This is a genomic window from Rhizobium sp. BR 314 (assembly GCF_047445805.1).
Classification (GTDB): domain Bacteria; phylum Pseudomonadota; class Alphaproteobacteria; order Rhizobiales; family Rhizobiaceae; genus Rhizobium; species Rhizobium lusitanum_B.
Genome location: NZ_JARWLA010000009.1, coordinates 144442 through 163073 on the forward strand (window position 1 = coordinate 144442; position 18632 = coordinate 163073).

Annotated in this window: 18 protein-coding genes and 1 tRNA gene; 13 read left to right on the plus strand and 6 right to left on the minus strand. The window is 59.1% G+C overall.

Annotation, left to right across the window (positions count from 1 at the left end; all coding sequences use genetic code 11):
- Positions 1-382: 382 nt before the first annotated feature.
- Positions 383-457 (minus strand) — tRNA-Asn (locus tag QD461_RS14770).
- 116 nt (positions 458-573) lie between these two features.
- Here QD461_RS14770 and QD461_RS14775 point away from each other — a divergent pair.
- On the plus strand, positions 574-885 hold the full coding sequence (locus QD461_RS14775; RefSeq protein WP_414088460.1) for a hypothetical protein: 312 nt from the start codon (positions 574-576) through the stop codon (positions 883-885).
- A gap of 109 nt (positions 886-994) precedes the next feature.
- Here QD461_RS14775 and QD461_RS14780 read toward each other — a convergent pair whose 3' ends face one another.
- Entirely contained in the window at positions 995-1552 is a 558-nt protein-coding gene (locus QD461_RS14780; RefSeq protein ID WP_414088412.1) for a sugar O-acetyltransferase, read from the minus strand.
- Positions 1553-1879: 327 nt separating this feature from the next.
- Here QD461_RS14780 and QD461_RS14785 point away from each other — a divergent pair, with 327 nt between their 5' ends.
- The 3 genes from QD461_RS14785 to QD461_RS14795 all read left to right on the plus strand — a co-directional run bounded on the left by QD461_RS14785 (position 1880) and on the right by QD461_RS14795 (position 5137).
- Positions 1880-3232, plus strand: coding sequence for an extracellular solute-binding protein (locus QD461_RS14785; protein ID WP_414088413.1), 1353 nt, complete (start codon positions 1880-1882; stop codon positions 3230-3232).
- Positions 3233-3330: 98 nt separating this feature from the next.
- On the plus strand, positions 3331-4215 hold the full coding sequence (locus tag QD461_RS14790; protein ID WP_184702056.1) for a carbohydrate ABC transporter permease: 885 nt from the start codon (positions 3331-3333) through the stop codon (positions 4213-4215).
- A gap of 7 nt (positions 4216-4222) precedes the next feature.
- The gene (locus QD461_RS14795) at positions 4223-5137 is read left to right on the plus strand and encodes an ABC transporter permease subunit (RefSeq protein WP_414088414.1); all 915 of its coding nucleotides are present in this window, start codon (positions 4223-4225) and stop codon (positions 5135-5137) included.
- Between the two features lie 346 nt (positions 5138-5483).
- On the opposite strand, the gene QD461_RS14800 is transcribed toward QD461_RS14795, so the two are convergent.
- Entirely contained in the window at positions 5484-6596 is a 1113-nt protein-coding gene (locus QD461_RS14800) for a sn-glycerol-3-phosphate import ATP-binding protein UgpC (RefSeq protein ID WP_184702052.1), read from the minus strand.
- A gap of 247 nt (positions 6597-6843) precedes the next feature.
- On the opposite strand from QD461_RS14800, the gene QD461_RS14805 reads away from it, so the two are divergent.
- Entirely contained in the window at positions 6844-8301 is a 1458-nt protein-coding gene (locus tag QD461_RS14805) for a cryptochrome/photolyase family protein (RefSeq protein ID WP_414088415.1), read from the plus strand.
- Positions 8302-8303: 2 nt separating this feature from the next.
- On the opposite strand, the gene QD461_RS14810 is transcribed toward QD461_RS14805, so the two are convergent.
- A complete protein-coding gene (locus QD461_RS14810; RefSeq protein WP_414088416.1) occupies positions 8304-9134 on the minus strand; it encodes an SDR family NAD(P)-dependent oxidoreductase in 831 nt (276 codons plus the stop codon).
- Between the two features lie 296 nt (positions 9135-9430).
- On the opposite strand from QD461_RS14810, the gene QD461_RS14815 reads away from it, so the two are divergent.
- The 5 genes from QD461_RS14815 to QD461_RS14835 all read left to right on the plus strand — a co-directional run bounded on the left by QD461_RS14815 (position 9431) and on the right by QD461_RS14835 (position 13325).
- Entirely contained in the window at positions 9431-10471 is a 1041-nt protein-coding gene (locus QD461_RS14815) for a cysteine synthase A (RefSeq protein ID WP_414088417.1), read from the plus strand.
- Between the two features lie 4 nt (positions 10472-10475).
- Positions 10476-11213, plus strand: a complete 738-nt coding sequence (locus QD461_RS14820) for an alanyl-tRNA editing protein (RefSeq protein ID WP_414088418.1) — start codon at positions 10476-10478, stop codon at positions 11211-11213.
- A gap of 66 nt (positions 11214-11279) precedes the next feature.
- The gene (sseA, locus tag QD461_RS14825) at positions 11280-12137 is read left to right on the plus strand and encodes a 3-mercaptopyruvate sulfurtransferase (RefSeq protein ID WP_414088419.1); all 858 of its coding nucleotides are present in this window, start codon (positions 11280-11282) and stop codon (positions 12135-12137) included.
- Positions 12138-12145: 8 nt separating this feature from the next.
- Entirely contained in the window at positions 12146-12706 is a 561-nt protein-coding gene (locus QD461_RS14830; RefSeq protein ID WP_184702247.1) for a GNAT family N-acetyltransferase, read from the plus strand.
- 109 nt (positions 12707-12815) lie between these two features.
- Positions 12816-13325: a DUF1203 domain-containing protein gene (locus QD461_RS14835; protein WP_414088420.1), complete on the plus strand. Its 510-nt coding sequence runs from the start codon at positions 12816-12818 to the stop codon at positions 13323-13325.
- Positions 13326-13331: 6 nt separating this feature from the next.
- Here QD461_RS14835 and ald read toward each other — a convergent pair whose 3' ends face one another.
- Positions 13332-14450 (minus strand): alanine dehydrogenase, encoded by a 1119-nt coding sequence (gene ald, locus QD461_RS14840; RefSeq protein ID WP_414088421.1) that lies wholly within the window; start codon positions 14448-14450, stop codon positions 13332-13334.
- A 150-nt stretch (positions 14451-14600) separates the two neighbouring features.
- Here ald and QD461_RS14845 point away from each other — a divergent pair, with 150 nt between their 5' ends.
- Positions 14601-15062 carry an Lrp/AsnC family transcriptional regulator gene (locus tag QD461_RS14845; RefSeq protein ID WP_414088422.1) on the plus strand — a complete coding sequence of 154 codons (462 nt, stop codon included), beginning with the start codon at positions 14601-14603 and terminating at the stop codon, positions 15060-15062.
- A 6-nt stretch (positions 15063-15068) separates the two neighbouring features.
- Here the strand turns inward: QD461_RS14845 and QD461_RS14850 are convergent, their stop codons facing one another.
- Complete coding sequence (locus QD461_RS14850; protein ID WP_414088423.1) at positions 15069-15872, minus strand: endonuclease/exonuclease/phosphatase family protein; 804 nt, start codon at positions 15870-15872, stop codon at positions 15069-15071.
- A 161-nt stretch (positions 15873-16033) separates the two neighbouring features.
- Here QD461_RS14850 and QD461_RS14855 point away from each other — a divergent pair, with 161 nt between their 5' ends.
- Positions 16034-16393: a PilZ domain-containing protein gene (locus QD461_RS14855; RefSeq protein ID WP_199088092.1), complete on the plus strand. Its 360-nt coding sequence runs from the start codon at positions 16034-16036 to the stop codon at positions 16391-16393.
- A gap of 138 nt (positions 16394-16531) precedes the next feature.
- Positions 16532-18520 (plus strand): bifunctional 2',3'-cyclic-nucleotide 2'-phosphodiesterase/3'-nucleotidase, encoded by a 1989-nt coding sequence (locus tag QD461_RS14860; RefSeq protein WP_414088424.1) that lies wholly within the window; start codon positions 16532-16534, stop codon positions 18518-18520.
- Positions 18521-18632 lie beyond the last annotated feature (112 nt).

Genomic DNA, 18632 nt, shown 5'->3' on the forward strand with positions numbered 1-18632 from the left:
GCCGAGACGGCTAGATATGATCTTTTAAGTTGTATTGATAGACCTACCCTTCCGCCACAAAAGCGGCGCAGGAAGCGCTGTCCCAAAAGGTTTGTCACAGGGTTTGCGCCAGGAACCACGGCCCCTGGAACAGGGCAAAGCCGACTCGCATCGCCGCCTGCTTTGAGTTCAAGGCCGTCGAGGTACGGCGACAACTGGGATCGAAAGAGAAGCCAGCTCGGAAAGAACAAGGCAAACGCCACATCGAAACGACGACGGGCAACGTTGCGCGGGCCAAATTGATTTTAGTGATTTAGGGAAAAGCCGGGATGTTCAGCACATCGCAATAAGCCTTATTGGGCTATATGCGTATGATTTTTTCTTGCTTCATCTGAAGAAAGAGTGGCTCCCCGGGCCGGATTCGAACCGGCGACCTGTCGATTAACAGTCGAATGCTCTACCGCTGAGCTACCAGGGAATGCGCTTGGCGCGGTGTGAGTGGGCTTCTACAAATGCTTTCCCGATTTGCCAAGCGGTTTTTTCAAAAAAATGCATTTCTCTTGCATTATTTCGTCGCCTCACCATTTCCTGTGGATGACCGATCACAGCGGAACGACAGCAAATACCGACCGAAACGCCCGGAAAACAAGGCGTTTTGGCATAGATCCATCCACTCGCGAGCTGGTTTTCGGTTCTGTGAGAATTCCACTGCCCCGATCTCGCCTTGCGCGCGTTGGCCTGGGGATAGCGCTCGTTTTTGGCGGGCTGCTCGGTTTTCTGCCTGTGCTTGGCTTCTGGATGTTGCCGTTGGGCCTCATCGTGCTGTCGCACGATATGCCCGCCGTGCGCCGCTGGCGTCGCCGCTTTTCAGTCTGGTGGGCAAGAAAGCGCCGCCCCGTAAACTGAGGAACGTCGCCCTCTCCGAGATTCGTATCCCCTGCCATAGATCTTTGATGTCGCACATGCCGTTGTCGCAAGACCGCCGCACGGTTTGCCCGACATGCTTTGAGGGCGCCTATCTCGCGCCGATCGGTCGCGCAGGATTGCCGACAACGGTCGCACCTGGCGCAACGTCCTTCGTCACGACCGCTCCCGCCCCTATAATAGCTCCGTCGCCGATCGTTACACCCGCCATGAGGATCGCTCCGCCGCCGATCCATACATTCGCGCCGATCGCGACCGGGCGAGCGATTTCGAGACCCGCTCCACGCAGCGCCGGATCCTTATGATGCTCGGCACAATATATATGCACGCCAGGCCCCAGCATGCTGCCCTCACCGATGCGCACGCTTCCGCTATCGAGAATGGTGCAGCCGGCATTGAGATAGACCCGGTGGCCGAGCGAGATGTTGATCCCGTATGCGCAATGGAACGGCGCTTCGATAAATGCGGTCTCGGCGACATCGCCTAGGAGCTTGGCCAGAGCAGGACCGAGATTGCCGCGCTGGGCAGGCGACATCGTATTGTGCTCGTGGACGGCTTCCCGCGCCTGCCAACGCAGATCATCGAGTTCGGGATCGAAGCAGCAATACCATTCCCCGCCAACCATCTTCTGACGCTCGCTCAGACCCATGCTCTCATTCCTCCATCGCCTCCGGGATTCGCTGAGCTTCATCTTGCAACGGTGCTCGCCTCCTCAGCAACCAAGACGACCTCGCCTCGCCCACCCGCCGCCAAGCTGTGGAGGAGAAGGACGGCTTGCACGCCGTGATTGGCGAGGCGTCATATGCACAATCCTGCAAGGAACGATCCGTCCGAAAGTGCGCCCATTTGGCGAAAAATCCCGCCAAAACGGGGATTCTTGCCCTCAACAAACTGTCACACAGCTTGTCTATAACGCCGCTACCGCGGACTTGCGCAAGACCACCGGTTCCGAGCTTTCAAAAAGGAAATAGGGATTATGTTTAAACTTAAAAACTGCATTTCGGCTGCAGCAGCCGGTGTCATGAGCGTAGCGCTGGCTCTGCCTGCTGCTGCCGCTCCGGCCAAGTTCGATTTCTGGTTCGGCCTGTCGGGCGACCTCGAACGCGTCGTTCAGACGCTCTGCAAGAACTTCAACGATTCCCAGAAGGATTATGAAGTTTCCTGCGTCAGCCAGGGCAACTACGACGCCGCTCTGCAGAACACGATTGCCGCCTTCCGCGCCGGCAAGCAGCCGACCATCGTTCAGGTCTACGACGTCGGCACAGCAACGATGATGCTCTCGGGCGCCTACTACCCAGTCAGCAAGCTGATGTCGGAAAACGGCCACAAGGTCGACTGGAACGACTACTTCCCCGGCATCGCCCGTTACTACGCAACGTCGAAGGGCGAACTGCTCTCCTTCCCGTTCAACTCCTCGACGGCCCTGCTCTATTGGAACAAGGACGCGTTTGCCAAGATCGGCAAGACTGCTGCTCCGAAGACCTGGGAAGAAGCCGCCGAAGCCATGAAGGCGCTGAAGGGCGCTGGCTACGAGTGCCCGATGGCCATCAACATCTCTGCCAACGAAAGCTGGCAGCTGATGGAACAGTTCTCTGCCATCCACGATCAGCCGGTTGCCACCAAGAACAACGGCTATGACGGCCTCGACGCACGCCTGACCGTCAACAAGACCAAGTTCGTCAAGTATGTGACGGACCTCAAGAGCTGGTATGACCAGGGCCTCATCAAGATCAAGTCCAAGGACCTCGGTCAGGACATGGTTCAGGCCTTCGCTTCCGGTGATTGCCAGATGATCATGACCTCGGTTGGCGACCACGGCACGGTCGGCAAGACCCAGAAGGCTGGCATGAACTGGGATGTTGCCGAACTTCCGGTCTACGCTGGTACCGAGCGCAAGAACTCGCTCGTCGGCGGCGCATCGCTTTGGGTTCTCTCGGGCAAGTCTGCCGCCGAATACAAGGGTGCTGCAGCATTCCTCGACTTCATCGGCAAGCCTGAAACCGCCCTCTTCTGGTCGACCAACACCGGCTATATCCCGGTCAAGAAGTCCGGCTTCGACTTCATGAAGTCCAGCGGTTTCTACGACAAGGCTCCCTATAAGGGCCGCGAAGTCGCCATCGCCAGCCTGACCGCTTCCGAGCCGACCCCGATCACCCGCGGCGTCCGCCTCGGCAACTTCACGCAGATCCGCGCCGAATTCGGCAATCAGATGCAGGCCATCTTCGCCAACAAGGTCAGCGTTCAGGAAGGCATCGACAACCTGGTCAAGAACAGCGACGCCGTTCTCGAGCGTTTCGAAGCCACCTACAAGGGCAAGCAGCTGCCGTAAGCAGCCCTGCTCATGACAGACAGCGTCCGCCGGGGTTTCTCGGCGGACGTTCGTTATGAGAACCAGCGTGGTATCGGGATCCCAAGCCGGAAGAGACAATGGAAAAGCGCATAACCTTCAGCAAATGGAGCGTCGGCATTCTGTTCGCAGTGCCGCAACTGCTCCTCATCTTCACCTTTTTCTATTGGCCGGCCGGACAGGCTGTCTTCTGGTCGCTGACGTTGCAGCAGCCTTGGGGCGGTGGCAACATCTGGGTCGGGCTCGACAATTTCAAATCGATCCTCGCCAGTTCCGACTACTGGAATTCGGTCACGATCAGCATCATTTTCGCAGCGATCAGTACCAGTATTTCCATGATCGGTGCGCTGATACTCGCAGCCCTGACCGACAGGCAGCTTCGCGGCTCGAAAATCTACCGCGTCGTACTCATCTGGCCGTACGGAATTGCAGCTCCAGCATCGGCTATGGCTTTCCGCTTTATCCTCGCACCGGAAGCCGGCCTGATCGCCGTGGTCAATCAATGGTGGCCCGGCATATGGGATCCGGGCCTGGACGGCAATGCCGCCATGGCGTGCATTATCGCCGCCTTTTCCTGGAAATATATCGGCTATAGCTTCATCTTCTTCCTAGCGGCCTTTCAGGCTATTCCGCGCTCACTGATCGAAGCGGCGGCCATGGACGGATCGAGCGTGCTGCGCCGCTTCTGGGACGTCCAGTTCCCGTTGATTACGCCGACGATCTTCTTCCTGCTCGTCATCAACATCACCGAGAGCTTTCAGGATTCATTCGGTATTGTGGACATCATGACCTCTGGCGGGCCGCACAACTCGACCAATCTCATGGTCTACAAGATCTATTCGGATGGCTTCAAAGGCCTCGATTTTTCTGGTGCGGCGGCACAGAGCATCATTCTGATGCTGCTGATCATCGTGCTCACCGTTTTCCAGTTCCGCTTCATCGAGAAGCGCGTTCATTACCGTTGAGGCTGACATGGTCGAGCGCACACCTATCCTTAATTTCTTTACCCATCTGATTTTGCTCATCGGCTTCGTGGTGGCGATTGGACCGATAACCATCGTCGCCATTGCTGCATCCCACAATCTTGCCGACGTCAACAAGGTGCCGATGTCGTTGATCCCCGGGTCGGATTTCTGGGTCAACATGAAGACAGCCTGGACGACCGCCAATCTCGGACCCAAGCTGCTGAACAGCCTGATCTTCGCTACCGGGGTGGCAATAGGCAAGGTGCTTATTTCGGCAATCACCGCCTTCTCGCTGGTCTATTTCCGCTATCCAGGCCGCCACTTCATCTTCTGGCTGATCTTCATAACGCTGATGTTGCCGCTCGAAGTGCGTATCGTGCCGACCTATGCGGTCGCTGCGAACGTTCTGTCGCCCTATCAGGCGATCCTCGACATCACCGGTATCAGCTGGCTCATCCAAAAACTCACAGGCATCGAGGTCGCGCTGAATCTGGGGTTGCTCAACTCATCGATCGGCCTGATCTTGCCGCTGATCGCGACCGCGACCGGTACCTTCCTCTATCGTCAGTTCTTCTTGACGATACCGGACGAGCTGACCGAGGCAGCACGCATGGATGGCGCGGGAGCACTGCGCTTCTTCGTCGACATTCTGATACCGTTGTCACGCACCAACATGGCCGCGCTCGGCACCATCATGTTCCTGTGGGCGTGGAACCAGTATCTTTGGCCGCTGCTGGTGACCACCGATCCCGCGCATGTCACAGCGGTACACGAGCTCAAGTCACTCATACCGAATTTTGGCGGCCTCCCCGAATGGCATATCGCCATGGCCGGCACGCTGATCATCATGCTGCCGCCGCTCTTCGTCGTAGTCCTGATGCAGCGCTGGTTCGTTCGCGGCCTGATCGCCACTGAAAAGTGATCGAATTGCCTGCCGCTTTCTATCGGGCGAGCGGCAGGCGCCTACCTTGGCCCACCTGCAAGCGTGGATCGGCTATCGCTGATCAGCCATTCTTCTCCCCGGCGAGAGCGGAACCAAACCGCGCCCATCAAGCTTCCGCCGAGATGGCGGCCCCGCCCCCTACCAAGATTTGATTTCGAAACAGGCGATCGTTGCGAGCAGCTGACAGCGACGGTGTGCGCGATACGCCGAATCTCAGCACACGACCAGGCTGGGCCTCTGGCGGCATCGCTATTCGCTTGCGAAAAAAGCCCGGAAATCGGTGAGGATTTCCGGGCGCACGTACTGAAAATTGATGTTTGAAACTTTAGTGTGCCAGCACCTTGAGAGGCGTGACGGCGGCAATGGCGTCAAGCCGCAAACCGGTATCCTGGGCAAAGAGATGCGTGTGCTGCTGTGGCAGCTCAAGTCCGACGGACTGGCCGGTTTGGCCGGTGGTGTGATCCGATACGGCAACGGCAAAGCTCGATCCGTTGATATCGCAATGAATGACGCGGCCGGCGCCGAGCTCTTCGACGAAGTCGACCGTGGCCGGAATGGCGCCCGGCGTGCCTGCCGGCACAAGACGTACATGTTCAGGACGAATGCCAAGCGCGACCGGGTTGCCGGCGTGACGTTTGCCGATATTGGCGTCGATGCCGATCGGCAGGCCATCGAAGATGAATTGCTCGCCTGTGGCTGAGAAGGTGCCTTCGAGAAAGTTCATCGCCGGAGAGCCGATGAAGGAGCCGACGAAGCGGGTGCGCGGCGTGTTGTAGATTTCAAGCGGCGTACCGACCTGCTCGACATTGCCTTTGTACATGACGACGAGCTTGTCGGCGAGCGTCATGGCCTCGACCTGATCATGGGTCACGAAGACCGAGGTGGCCGACAGACGCTTGTGCAGGCGGCGGATTTCGACGCGCATCTGCACGCGCAGCTTGGCATCGAGGTTGGAAAGCGGCTCGTCGAAAAGGAAAACCTTCGGTTCGCGGATGATGGCGCGGCCCATGGCGACGCGCTGACGCTGGCCACCGGAAAGCTCGGCGGGCTTGCGGGCGAGGAAATCTTCGAGGCCGACGATCTTGGCGGTTTCCTTGATGCGGCGGTCACGCTCCTCGCGCGGCACGCCGGCAACCTTCAGGGCATAGCCCATGTTCGCGGCGACATCCATGTGCGGATAGAGCGCGTAGTTCTGGAAAACCATGGCGCAGCCGCGTTCGCGCGGCTCAAGCTGGTTGACCACCTTGCCGTCGATGATGATCTCGCCAGAGGAAATATCCTCAAGGCCGGCGATCATGCGCAGCAGCGTGGACTTGCCGCAGCCGGACGGTCCGAGAATGACGACGAATTCTCCCGAGCGAAAGTTCAGGTCAACGCCATGGACAACCTGATTGCGTCCATACGCCTTGCGAACTTGTTCGATCCGAATTTCCGCCATTTCAATCTTCCCCGTCTGTCAATTCTGGGCACGTCAATCGGGTGGACTGCTAACGAATTTGCATTACAGAACAGTGACAAGGATCCCTTATATCACATTCGACATTCAGATTTCCTCACGAGAGTTGCGTGTTGGATTTCCTTATAAAACGCGGGGTGGTGGAACCATTTGGAGGCAACCGCCGTATAAGGGTTCCGGCAGCGGCAGAGCATTTTGAAAAGCAATGAAGAGGCGAACGGCCAGAGCCATGACGACATCGAAGGAAGAGCCTCACCCCATCCTGCTTTGGTTTCGCAAGGATTTGCGCCTGGATGACAATCATGCCCTGCATGCTGCGGCGATATCGGACCGCCCGATCATTCCCGTCTATATTCGCGAGCCGGAAGCGAAAGGCTGCGGACCGCTCGGTGCCGCGCAAGAGTGGTGGCTGCATCATTCGCTTGCTGCATTGCAGGAGTCGCTCGACAGGCTCGGCAGCAAGCTCATCCTTCGAGAGGGCGATGCGCTAACGGTGCTTGAAGCGCTTCTTGCGGAGACCGATGCGGAAGCCGTGGTCTGGAACCGGCGCTACGATCCCGCCGGCATAGCGGTGGACACGCACATAAAGACGGCGCTGCGAAACAAGGGCATCGAGGCCAACAGCTTTGCCGGCCAGCTGTTGCATGAGCCGTCACGCCTGCGCACCGGCTCCGGCACGCCCTATAAGACCTACACGCCGTTCTGGCGGGCGCTGGAGCAATCCGGCGAACCGCCCTTTCCCATCGATGCGCCTGGGAAGCTCGCAGCACCTCAGCGCTGGCCGCGGTCGGACAAGCTGGACTGCTGGTCCTTGCTCCCCTCGAAACCGAATTGGGCGTACGACTTCCCCGATATGTGGACACCGGGAGAAGCCGCGGCACATGAAAAACTCGAGGAGTTCATCGATGCCGCAATCGACGGCTACGCGGTCGATCGCGATTTTCCCGACAAGCCGGCGACTTCCCTGCTCTCGCCCCACTTGGCGCTCGGCGAGATTTCCCCGGCGCGCGTATGGCATGCAACGCGCGGTCTCTCGGGCAAGATCCCGACCGACAATATCGTTCGTTTCCGCAAGGAGCTTGCCTGGCGCGAATTCTGCTACCACCAGCTGTTCCAGTTCCCGAAACTCGGTTACGCGAACTGGAGCGACCGCTACGACGATTTTCCATGGCGTGAGGATCCTAAGCTGTTCGACAGCTGGCGGCGCGGGCAGACGGGCTATCCGATCGTCGATGCTGGCATGCGGCAGCTCTGGCGCCATGGCTGGATGCACAATCGCGTCCGGATGATCGTCGCATCATTCCTGATCAAGGATCTGTTGATCGACTGGCGCGAAGGCGAAGCCTGGTTTCGCGATACGCTCGTTGATGCCGATCCGGCGGCGAATGCAGCAAACTGGCAATGGGTGGCGGGATCCGGGGCCGATGCCTCGCCCTTCTTCCGCATCTTCAATCCGGTACTGCAAGGGGAGAAATTCGATCGGGATGGCCACTATGTCAGAACCTTCGTGCCGGAGCTTGCCGCTCTCGACAGAAAATACATCCATCGGCCATTCGAGGCGCCTGACGATGTATTGAAGTGCGCGGGCATAGAACTCGGCACGCACTATCCGCGCCCCATCATCGATCATGCCGCCGCACGGCAACGCGCGCTCGATGCGCACGCGTCGCTGAGGCGTGATGAATAGTCCTATTCCGCCGGATGCGGGGTCGCCGGCGTTCCGACCGCCCGGCGCTTGCGGCCGCTACCGAGAAAATATCTGAGCACTCGGAAATAGAGACTATAGGGCAAGAACCTCATCAGCTTTGCCCGATAGACCATGCGCTTCGGGAAGCTGATGTCGAAGGTTGACGATTTCAATCCTGCGGCGATCGCGTCGGCCGCCTGCTGCGCCGATACCATATCCGGCATCTTGAATGTGTTCTGCGCCGTCAGCGGCGTGTCGACATAGCCTGGCGTGACGAGCTGGATATGGATACCCATGCGGTCGAGTTCGAATTTCAGGCTCTCGGCCATATTGATGATGGCGGCTTTGCTGGCCCCGTAGGCAGCCGTACCTGGCAGGCCGCTATAGCCCGCCAAGGAGGATACGAATGCGATCTGGCCATAGCCTCTTGCCCGCATATGACGTACTGCCGGAACGAGACAATTGACGACACCATGAAGGTTGACGGCGAAGCTGCGTTCGAAGGCTTCGTGGTTGAGATCCTCTCCCCGCGCCGGCAGATAGATGCCGGCGTTCAGAATCACCAGGGCAACCGGGCCATGCTGATATTCGATAGCGGCAACGGTGTGCTCCATATCCTCGGAATTGGTGACATCTCCGTCGAGAACAACGATGCTGCCTGCAAGCGCGCTCGCCTCAACCTGCAACGCCAAGAGCTTCTCATGGCTGCGCGCTGTAACCGCAACCTTATAGCCTTCTTCGGCCAGCTTCAGTGCAAGCGCGCGGCCGATACCGGAACTGGCGCCGGTGATCCAGACGACTCCGTGTTCAGGGCGTGCGATGAACGGGCTCATGGCTCTTCTCCTTGGCTGGCGGCCGCCTATATCAAACGCTTAAACAGCGGTCGTCCGTGGCATTTTAGAACTAGCGCATCATTGTGGCCGCTTTCGGCCAGTTTGGCGGCTTGGCGAGGAATACAATGTCACCAAACGGAGACAGACCAATCGAGGAAAAAGCAAAGGCCGATGATCGCCGCCAAGTCGAATTTTGCGGCATGAACAAATAGCGAGGAACAGAATTTCTTGCCTATGCAGCCTTGTGAAGGGAAAAGACCGTTCTTACAGTAGTTGCGAACAGAAGGCAGATTCCAATGACCGTCCATCCGTCCGTCCTCGAAGCAATTGGCAATACGCCGTTGATCAAGCTCAAGGGCGCCTCCGAGGCGACGGGCTCGACCATTCTCGGCAAGGCCGAGTTTTTGAATCCGGGCCAATCGGTCAAGGACCGCGCAGCGCTCTACATCATCCGCGATGCCGAGAAGAAGGGCCTACTGAGGCCCGGCGGCGTCATCGTCGAAGGTACTGCCGGCAATACCGGCATCGGCCTGACGCTGGTTGCCAAGGCGCTCGGCTACCGCACAGTCATCGTCATTCCGGAAACCCAGAGCCAGGAAAAGAAGGACGCACTGAAGCTGCTCGGCGCCGAACTGGTCGAGGTTCCGGCCGTCCCCTACAAGAACCCGAACAACTACGTGAAGGTTTCGGGCCGGCTTGCCGAACAGCTGGCAAAGACCGAGCCGAGCGGTGCGATCTGGGCGAACCAGTTCGACAACGTTGCCAATCGTCAGGCCCATGTCGAGACGACGGCCAAGGAAATCTGGGCCGATACGAATGGCAAGGTCGACGGCTTTATCTGCTCGGTCGGCTCCGGCGGCACGCTGGCAGGTGTCGCGATTGGCCTGCACGCCTTCAACAAAGATATCAAAATCGGCATTGCCGATCCGGAAGGCGCCGCACTCTACGAGTTCTATAAGAACGGCGAGCTGAAATCCTCCGGCTCCTCGATCACCGAAGGCATCGGCCAGGGCCGCATCACAGCGAACCTGCAGGGCTTTACGCCCGATTACGCCTATCAGATCACCGATACGGAAGCGCTTCCCTACGTCTTCGATCTGGTCGAGCATGAGGGCCTGTGCCTGGGCGGCTCGACGGCCATCAATATCGCCGGCGCGGTTCGCCTAGCCAGGGATCTCGGTCCCGGACATACCATCGTGACCATCCTGTGCGATTACGGCAATCGCTATCAGTCCAAGCTATTCAATCGCGACTTCCTGAAGTCCAAGGGCTTGCCGTTGCCGGCCTATTTGGAAAAGCGGGCGGATATCGCCGTCCCATACGAAACAACAGCGTGATCAAATGACCGTCAATGCCCTCTATCGTGACGATTTCTATCTCTCGACCACTGAAGCAGTCGTAACCGCGATCCACGAAGACGGGGGCATCGAGCTCGATCAGACCTGTTTCTACGCCACCTCGGGCGGTCAGCCGGGCGACACCGGTTTTCTGGAGCGCGGTGACGGCTCCAGGATCATGCTCGGCCAGACGAAGCATGGTCCGATCAAGGATATCATCATCCATGTGCCGCTCGAGGGCGAACCATTGCCCATCGTTGGCGAAAAGCTGGTGCTGCATGTCGATTGGTCGCGCCGCTACAAGCTGATGCGTATGCACACCGCCTGCCACCTGCTCTCGGTGGTTTGCTCCTATCCGATCACTGGCGCTGCTGTCGGCGAAGAGGAAAGCCGCGTCGATTTCGACATGAGCGAGACGATCGACAAAGACGAGGTGACGGCGCGAATGATGGCGCTGGTCAACGAGAACCATCCGGTTTTCGTCCAGTGGATCACCGACGAGGAACTGATTGCCAATCCGGGCATTGTCAAATCCAAGAATGTGCGCCCGCCGATGGGCCTCGGTCGCGTGAGCCTCGTCTGCATCGGCGAGGATTCGGCCGTCGACAGCCAGCCCTGCGGCGGCACGCATGTGTCGGAGACGCAGGAGGTCGGCGCGATCTACATTGCGAAGATCGAGAAGAAGGGCAAGGAAAACCGCCGCTTCCGCATTCGTTTCGGCACCCCGGCCGACGAGAATTGACCGGGCTGGCGCTCGTCTCCATATCTCGACATCAAGACCAATAAACTACAGCAGGGAGAGATCATCATGGCAGCGGACAAGAGCCGTTTCGTCGTATCCGCCGAGTGGCTGCAAGGCGAGCTGGGCGCCAAAGACCTGCGCATTCTCGACGCGTCCTTCTACCTGCCGGCGCAGAAGCGCAATGCCGACGCAGAATATGCCAGTGGCCATATTCCAGGCGCTATCCGCTTCGATCAGGACAGGATAGCCGATCACTCGACTAATCTCGCGCATATGGTTCCCTCGCCCGAATTCTTCGCGGCGGAGGTCGGCAAGCTCGGCATCAGCGAAACGGATCGCATCGTCGTCTATGACGGCCCGGGCGTGTTTGCCTCGCCGCGCGTCTGGTGGCTGTTCCACATCGTCATGGGCGCACCGAACGTCTACGTGCTCGATGGTGGCCTGGATGGCTGGAAGGCTGAGGGACGGCCGCTGGAAACGGTGCTACCGGCCTTCGAGCCAGCAATATTCAAGCCGAAGTTCAACGGCGACCGCGTCGTCGCTCTCGACGAGATGCGCAGCATTGTCGACAGCAGCTCCTCGCAGATCGCCGATGCCCGCAGCGCCGGCCGCTTTGCCGCAACCGAACCGGAGCCGCGCGAAGGCATGCGTTCCGGCCACATGCCGAGTGCAAGGAGCCTGCCATCGGGCGTCTTCGCCACGAACGGCAAATTCAAGTCCCTGCCGGAACTGCGCGAGACGATCGAGAAAGCGGGCATCAATCTGGAAAAACCTGTCGTAACGACATGCGGCTCGGGGATTACCGCCGCAATTATCACGCTGGCGCTCGAATCTCTCGGCCATGGCAGCAACAGGCTCTATGACGGCTCCTGGTCGGAATGGGGCAGCCGCACGGATACCCCCATCGTCACCGGTCAAGATTGAGCATCAAGATCGTGAAAACACCTTCGTCGATCAAGGTTCACATCACTCGTCTGGAGATGACCGCACCGCCCAAGACCAGCCTGGCGGTGCCCGTCAACATCCAGACGGCCATCATGCGTTCGCCCGGCATTCCCCTGCCGTTCTATCGCTATCTGTATCGTCAGGTCGGCGCGCGCTGGCACTGGGTGGATCGCCTTCGCCTCTCCGACGAGGAGCTGGCTGCGGTGCTTCACGATCAGCGCAACGATATCAGTGTGCTCTACGTCAACGGCGCTCCCGCAGGCTTCTTCGAATATTTCCGCCAGGATGAGGAAACGATCGAGCTCAGCCATTTCGGCCTTATCGAGCATGCGCTCGGCCTCGGCATCGGCAAGTGGTTCCTGCTCCAGTCGCTCTATGCCATATGGTCGTTGAACCCGCAGCGCATCGTGACGACCACCAACGATCTCGATCACCCGCGAGCGCTTCAGCTCTATCAGATGTTCGGTTTCTCGCCGATTTCCACCGGCAAGGGCATCGTCCGCCCCTTGAGCGACAAAGAGCTGCTGGAACTCGCGAAGAACGGCTAGTGCATTTCCAACACCTGAACGCGGCGGCTTTCCGGCCGGTAGCAGGAATCGGGTGGTTTCCCATCTCGCTCCAGCGCATCACATGGCAGATCTCGAAAGGAGTTTTGCCATGCCTTCCATCGCTTTTGCAGCCATGCCGACATTCGACGCGGAAGTTCTCTGGAGTGGCGGCGCGGATGCCTATGGCCGTCAACCCGAAACCATGATCTCGGACGGCCCGGGCCATCCCTGCCGGCATTGCCTGCACAACATCAAAGCCGGCGAGGAGCTGTTCGTCCTTGCCTATCGTCCCTTCCCGGAACTGCAGCCCTATGCGGAGACCGGCCCGATCTTTCTGCACAAGATGCCCTGTAAGCGTTACGAAGCGGAAGAAGTCCTGCCGCCGATGTTGGCGAGCAGCCGGGATTTCATCGTGCGCGGCTACGGAAACAACGATCGCATCGTCTACGGCACCGGCGCGGTGACGCCGACCGGAGATATTCCCGCCTATGCGGCGGCGCTGCTGGGACGGCCCGACATTGCCTATGTCCACGTCCGCTCGGCACGCAACAATTGCTATCAGTGCCGGATCGACAAAGTCGAGACGCCGGCACTTGCGGATGCCGGCGCCTTTATCTGATTGGTATCAGGCTACGTTGAGGATGCTTTCGGGCGCGACGGCCTCGTAGCCCAACGCTTCGGCTACCGGCTTGTTGGTGACGCGGCCCTTATGAACATTAAGGCCGTTGCGGAGATGCTTGTCTTCCGCAATGGCGCGGAGGCCACGATCCGCCAGCGCGAGGCCGTAATAGATGGTGGCGTTGTTCAACGCATGTGCCGAGGTGACGGGCACCGCGCCCGGCATGTTGGCAACACAATAGTGCACGACGCCATCGACCACATAGGTCGGCTCGGAATGAGTGGTCGCGTGCGAGGTTTCGAAACAGCCGCCCTGGTCGATGGCGACGTCGACGATGACAGAGCCTTTCTTCATGCCTGACAGCATTTCGCGCGTGACCAGCTTCGGTGCGGCTGCACCGGGAATGAGGACAGCGCCGATGACGAGATCCGCGGAGAAGACTTCCTCTTCCAGCGCCTGAATGCTGGAGTAGCGCGTGTGCACCCGGCCGTTGAAGATATCATCCAGCTGGCGCAGGCGCGGCAGGGAGCGGTCGAGGATGCTGACGTCGGCGCCGAGGCCGGCTGCCATCTTGGCGGCATGCAGGCCGACGACGCCGCCGCCGATGATCGTCACCTTGGCCGGCAGCACGCCCGGCACGCCGCCGAGCAGGATGCCGAGGCCGCCATTGGCCTTCTGCAAAGCCGTGGCACCCGCCTGAATGGACAGGCGGCCGGCAACTTCGGACATCGGCGCCAGAAGCGGCAGGCCGCCGCGCTCGTCAGTCACCGTTTCGTAAGCGACGGCGGTCACGCCCGAGGCCAGCAGGCCCTTGGTCTGTTCCGGATCAGGTGCAAGGTGCAGGTAGGTATAGAGAAGCTGGCCTTCACGGAGCTGCGCCCACTCCGAGGGCTGCGGCTCCTTGACCTTCACGATCATGTCGCACTTCTCGAAAATATCCTTGGCGCTCGCGGCGATCTTTGCGCCGGCGGCAGCATAGGCATGATCGTCGGCTCCGATACCGGCACCGGCTTTCGTTTCCACCCAGACCTCGTGGCCGTGGGCGACATATTCACGAACCGACGCCGGCGTCAGGCCGACTCGATATTCGTGGTTCTTGATTTCCTTGGGGCAACCAACGCGCATTTCACTCCTCCTCGAATGCTTGTGCGTCTTATTTTCTCCGATCGAAATCAGACCACCACAGCCCCGCAATGTCCTTGCAAAGACAATTTGCACTGCAGTCATTTTTCGTGATTTATTGCGCAAACAGGAGTTTTTTCGAAAGTTCTTCGAATGTCCGACCTCGACGCCATAGATCATTCGATTCTGCGGATGCTGCAGCAGAATGCGAGGATCACCAATACGGAACTGGCCGAAAAAGTCGGCCTGTCCCCCTCAGCCTGCTCGCGAAGGCTCGATATCCTCGAAAAGGGCAGCGTGATTGCCGGCTACCACGCGCATCTCTCGCAGAAGGCGCTGGACTACAAGATGATTGCCATCGTGCATATCTCGCTGTCCGGCCAGTTTGCCAAGACGCTCTCGGAATTCGAGACGGCGGTGAAACGCTGTCCGAACGTGCTTGCCTGCTACCTCATGTCCGGCGAGTACGACTATATCCTGCGCGTCGCTGCGCGGGACCTTGAGGACTACGAGCGCATCCATCGCGACTGGCTCTCCGCCCTGCCCCATGTCGTGAAGATCAATTCGAGCTTCGCATTGCGCGAAGTCATCGAGCGGCCGAATGTCGGCCTCTGACCTTCGTTAGCGAATATCCAGCAGCAATGCGCGGTGATCGGAAACTTCGGGCTCGGCAACCGGATCGAAGTCGATGACCTCGATATCCGGCGTCACCAGCATGTAGTCAGCAAAACGTGGCTGCTTGCGATAGTGAGAGGTTCGCGTGTCGTCATGTCCTCGCAAGGTGATAAGATCGATCAATCCCAGCGTGCCCAGTATTTCGAAGGTTTCACTGCCCGGTAGCAGATTGAAATCGCCGCAGACGACAAGCCGATCGCCATCCTGTTTTACCTGCCGGATCAAATCCACCAATGCATTGGCCTGATGGCGGCGTGCTGGCGTGTCACCCTTGCCCTCAAGATCGCGCAGGCCATGCATATGAGCAATCGTGATGCGAGAGCCGCATCGGTAGTCGAACAGACGGATGCAATGAGCGTTGCGCGAGCGCGGGTGCGGCCCATAGCCGTCGCTCGAAAAATCCCCATGGACGAAGCGCGCCGCCTGAGCAATGACCGGGTGCGTCCTGCGCACAAAGGTCGCTAGCCCGAACTCGGAGAAGAGCCGCCGGTCGCCGTCGAAGAGATCGCCCCTAGCAACCGGGTGGAAGAAGGCATCATAAGCCGGCAAAGCAGCTTTCAACTCCTCGAAGAGGTTGGCGCGCTGCGGAAGTTCGACGCCATGATCGCGATAGACCAGCCATCCTGCATCCGCATCCTGCGTTCGGACCACTTCCTGCAGGCACAGAACGTCCGCATTGACGTCCACAAGATAGCGCATCAGCGGCCCATGTAGCCGGCCGCCCCAGGCATTCAACGATACGATACGCATGTTCCGCACCTCTCAATAGTCCTATCGCCGGTCGAGGCTCGGGCACCCAAGTTCGGTCCGATTCGGGACGGCTCGCTACAATCTTAGCGATTACCCTAAGCATCTCTCAATGCACACCTGCTATTCAAGATGTGAAAAGATGTACGGGCTGGGATAACATCATGCAGTTCTCTTCGAAATCTCTCGTGCAAGGCAATCTCAAAATCAAGACACGAGGTTCGCCGCGCCACCATGCCCGGTTGATGGGCCAGGTTCGCTACTTCACCAAGCTTGTCGCCGGTCGGGTCGTCGATATTTCCACAAACGGGATCGCTCTCGATCTGCAATCGCCGCTCTATGCCGCAGCCGGCAGCAAGGTTCGTGTCGAGTGCGATGATATCGGTTTGCTGGATGGCTTCGTGCGCTGGACCCACAATGGCCGCATCGGCATCGAATTCGACCGCTCGTCCAATGCATCGGCAAAGGTCGCTTCCTATTTTCGCTTTTTCCACAAGGACATAAAGCCGGTTCTGAAACGCTGATCAAAAGTTCGCGTTCATGAACTCACAACCACAATAAGCCTGTCACATTCCTGGTGCACACCTTCGCAAATCGTCCTAATCTCCGCTCGCCCGAGAGATGATCGACGGACAATAGCCCTATCGTTGAAGGAGTGTTCCATGTCTTCCATTCTGGATCTGCCCAGCATGTCGCGCCGTTCCCTGCTGCAAGGCCTCAGCGCCACGGCGGCGCTGATCGTGCTGCATCCTTTCGCCGCGCGCGCAGCCGGCAACCAGGCGCATCTGCGCCTCATGGAAACGACCGACATCCATGTCAACGTCTTCCCTTATGACTATTATGCCGACAAGCCGAACGACACGATGGGCCTGACGCGCACGGCAACGATCATCGACAATATCCGCGCAGAAGCCACCAACTCGCTCCTCATCGACAATGGCGACGTGCTGCAGGGCAACCCGATGGGCGACTACATGGCCTATCAGCACGGCATGAAGGACGGCGACGTCCACCCGGTCATCAAGGCGATGAACACGCTCGGCTACTCTGTGGGAACGCTCGGCAACCACGAATTCAATTATGGCCTCGACTTCATGTTCAAGGTGCTGGCCGGTGCGAACTTCCCATTCGTCTGCGCCAACCTGACCAAGGGCCAGCTCGCCTCCGACCCGACGAAGGACGACCTGTTCTTCAAGCCGTATCTGATCCTCGAAAAGAAGATCAAAGATGGCGCCGGCAATGAAAGCCCGATCAAGATCGGCTTCATCGGCTTCGTGCCGCCGCAGATCATGCTCTGGGACATCAAGAACCTCGAAGGCAAGGCGCAGACCCGCGATATCGTTCAGGCTGCCAAGGCCTGGGTGCCGGTCATGAAGGCCGAAGGCGCCGACATCATCATCGCACTCTCGCATTCCGGCATCGACGGCAGCGGCCCGAGCGAGAAGATGGAAAACGCCTCGCTCTATGTTGCGTCGGTCGATGGCATCGATGCCGTCTTCACCGGCCACCAGCATCTCGTCTTCCCCGGCCCGAAGACCTGGGACGGCGTCAAGGATGCCGATCCGGTCAAGGGCACGCTGCACGGCAAGCCCGCCGTCATGGCCGGCTTCTGGGGCTCGCATCTCGGCCTCATCGACCTCTTGCTGGAAAAGGACGGCAAGGGCTGGAAGATTGTCGACTTCACCTCCGAAGCGCGGCCGATCTACCATCGCGACGACAAGAAGAAGGTCATCGCTGATGTCGCCGACAAGAAGGAAGTCGTCGAAGCCGCCAAGGCCGAGCACGAAGCAACGCTGACCTACGTCCGCACGCCTGTCGGCAAGACCTCGGCGCCGCTCTATTCCTACTTCGCGCTGGTCGCTGACGATCCGTCGGTGCAGATCGTCAGCCAGGCGCAGGTCTGGTACATCAAGCAGATGCTGAAGGAGACGCAGTATAAGGACCTACCGGTTCTTTCGGCTGCAGCCCCCTTCAAATGCGGCGGCCGCAACGGCGCCGACTACTATACGGACGTTCCGGCCGGCGATATCGCGATCAAGAACGTCGCCGACCTCTATCTCTATCCGAACACAGTGCAGGCTGTCGTCATCAACGGCGCGCAGGTCAAGAACTGGCTGGAAATGTCGGCCGCGATGTTCAATCAGGTCAAGCCTGGCGCCAAGGATGCGGATATCATCAACAACAGCTTCCCGTCCTACAATTTCGACGTCATCGACGGCGTGACGTACCAGATCGACGTCTCGCAGCCGCGCCGCTTCAGCGATGACGGCAAGGTCGCGAATGCCGATTCGAACCGTATCCAGAACCTGCAGTTCAACGGCAAGCCGATCGACCCTGCGCAGAAATTCGTCGTCGTCACCAATAACTACCGCGCTGGCGGCGGCGGCAACTTCCCGGAAATCGGCGCCGACAAGGTGATCTACCAGGCGCCCGATACCAACCGTGACGTCATCGTGCGCTATGTTCACGAACAGGGCACGATCAATCCGACCGCCGACGGCAACTGGACCTTCAAGCCGCTGCCGGGCACGACCGTCGTCTTCCAGAGCTCACCGAAGGCCAAGGATTTCCTCGGTCAGATCAAGAGCGTGAAGATCGAAGACGCCGGCGAAGGTGCGGATGGCTTCCGCAACTACCGGCTGGTGCTCTAAGCCCGCAACGAAAGGCCCTCTCCTTAAGAGCGGTTCAGTTTTTCACGGAAATTCTGGACCGCTCTCTCACCTTATTTTTACGCAATTCCGGACGGAAAACCGCTATGCACTT

What these genes read in the sequence shown, in the direction of transcription:
- QD461_RS14795 (WP_414088414.1), top strand. Translation starts at nt 4,223, where the DNA reads ATGGTCGAGCGCACACCTATCCTTAATTTCTTTACCCATCTGATTTTG.
- sseA (WP_414088419.1), top strand. Translation starts at nt 11,280, where the DNA reads ATGGCAGCGGACAAGAGCCGTTTCGTCGTATCCGCCGAGTGGCTGCAA.
- ald (WP_414088421.1), bottom strand. Translation starts at nt 14,450, where the DNA reads ATGCGCGTTGGTTGCCCCAAGGAAATCAAGAACCACGAATATCGAGTC.
- QD461_RS14780 (WP_414088412.1), bottom strand. Translation starts at nt 1,552, where the DNA reads ATGGGTCTGAGCGAGCGTCAGAAGATGGTTGGCGGGGAATGGTATTGC.
- QD461_RS14850 (WP_414088423.1), bottom strand. Translation starts at nt 15,872, where the DNA reads ATGCGTATCGTATCGTTGAATGCCTGGGGCGGCCGGCTACATGGGCCG.
- QD461_RS14785 (WP_414088413.1), top strand. Translation starts at nt 1,880, where the DNA reads ATGTTTAAACTTAAAAACTGCATTTCGGCTGCAGCAGCCGGTGTCATG.
- QD461_RS14845 (WP_414088422.1), top strand. Translation starts at nt 14,601, where the DNA reads ATGTCCGACCTCGACGCCATAGATCATTCGATTCTGCGGATGCTGCAG.
- QD461_RS14860 (WP_414088424.1), top strand. Translation starts at nt 16,532, where the DNA reads ATGTCTTCCATTCTGGATCTGCCCAGCATGTCGCGCCGTTCCCTGCTG.
- QD461_RS14800 (WP_184702052.1), bottom strand. Translation starts at nt 6,596, where the DNA reads ATGGCGGAAATTCGGATCGAACAAGTTCGCAAGGCGTATGGACGCAAT.
- QD461_RS14810 (WP_414088416.1), bottom strand. Translation starts at nt 9,134, where the DNA reads ATGAGCCCGTTCATCGCACGCCCTGAACACGGAGTCGTCTGGATCACC.
- QD461_RS14815 (WP_414088417.1), top strand. Translation starts at nt 9,431, where the DNA reads ATGACCGTCCATCCGTCCGTCCTCGAAGCAATTGGCAATACGCCGTTG.
- QD461_RS14790 (WP_184702056.1), top strand. Translation starts at nt 3,331, where the DNA reads ATGGAAAAGCGCATAACCTTCAGCAAATGGAGCGTCGGCATTCTGTTC.
- QD461_RS14855 (WP_199088092.1), top strand. Translation starts at nt 16,034, where the DNA reads ATGCAGTTCTCTTCGAAATCTCTCGTGCAAGGCAATCTCAAAATCAAG.
- QD461_RS14805 (WP_414088415.1), top strand. Translation starts at nt 6,844, where the DNA reads ATGACGACATCGAAGGAAGAGCCTCACCCCATCCTGCTTTGGTTTCGC.
- QD461_RS14820 (WP_414088418.1), top strand. Translation starts at nt 10,476, where the DNA reads ATGACCGTCAATGCCCTCTATCGTGACGATTTCTATCTCTCGACCACT.
- QD461_RS14835 (WP_414088420.1), top strand. Translation starts at nt 12,816, where the DNA reads ATGCCTTCCATCGCTTTTGCAGCCATGCCGACATTCGACGCGGAAGTT.
- QD461_RS14775 (WP_414088460.1), top strand. Translation starts at nt 574, where the DNA reads ATGACCGATCACAGCGGAACGACAGCAAATACCGACCGAAACGCCCGG.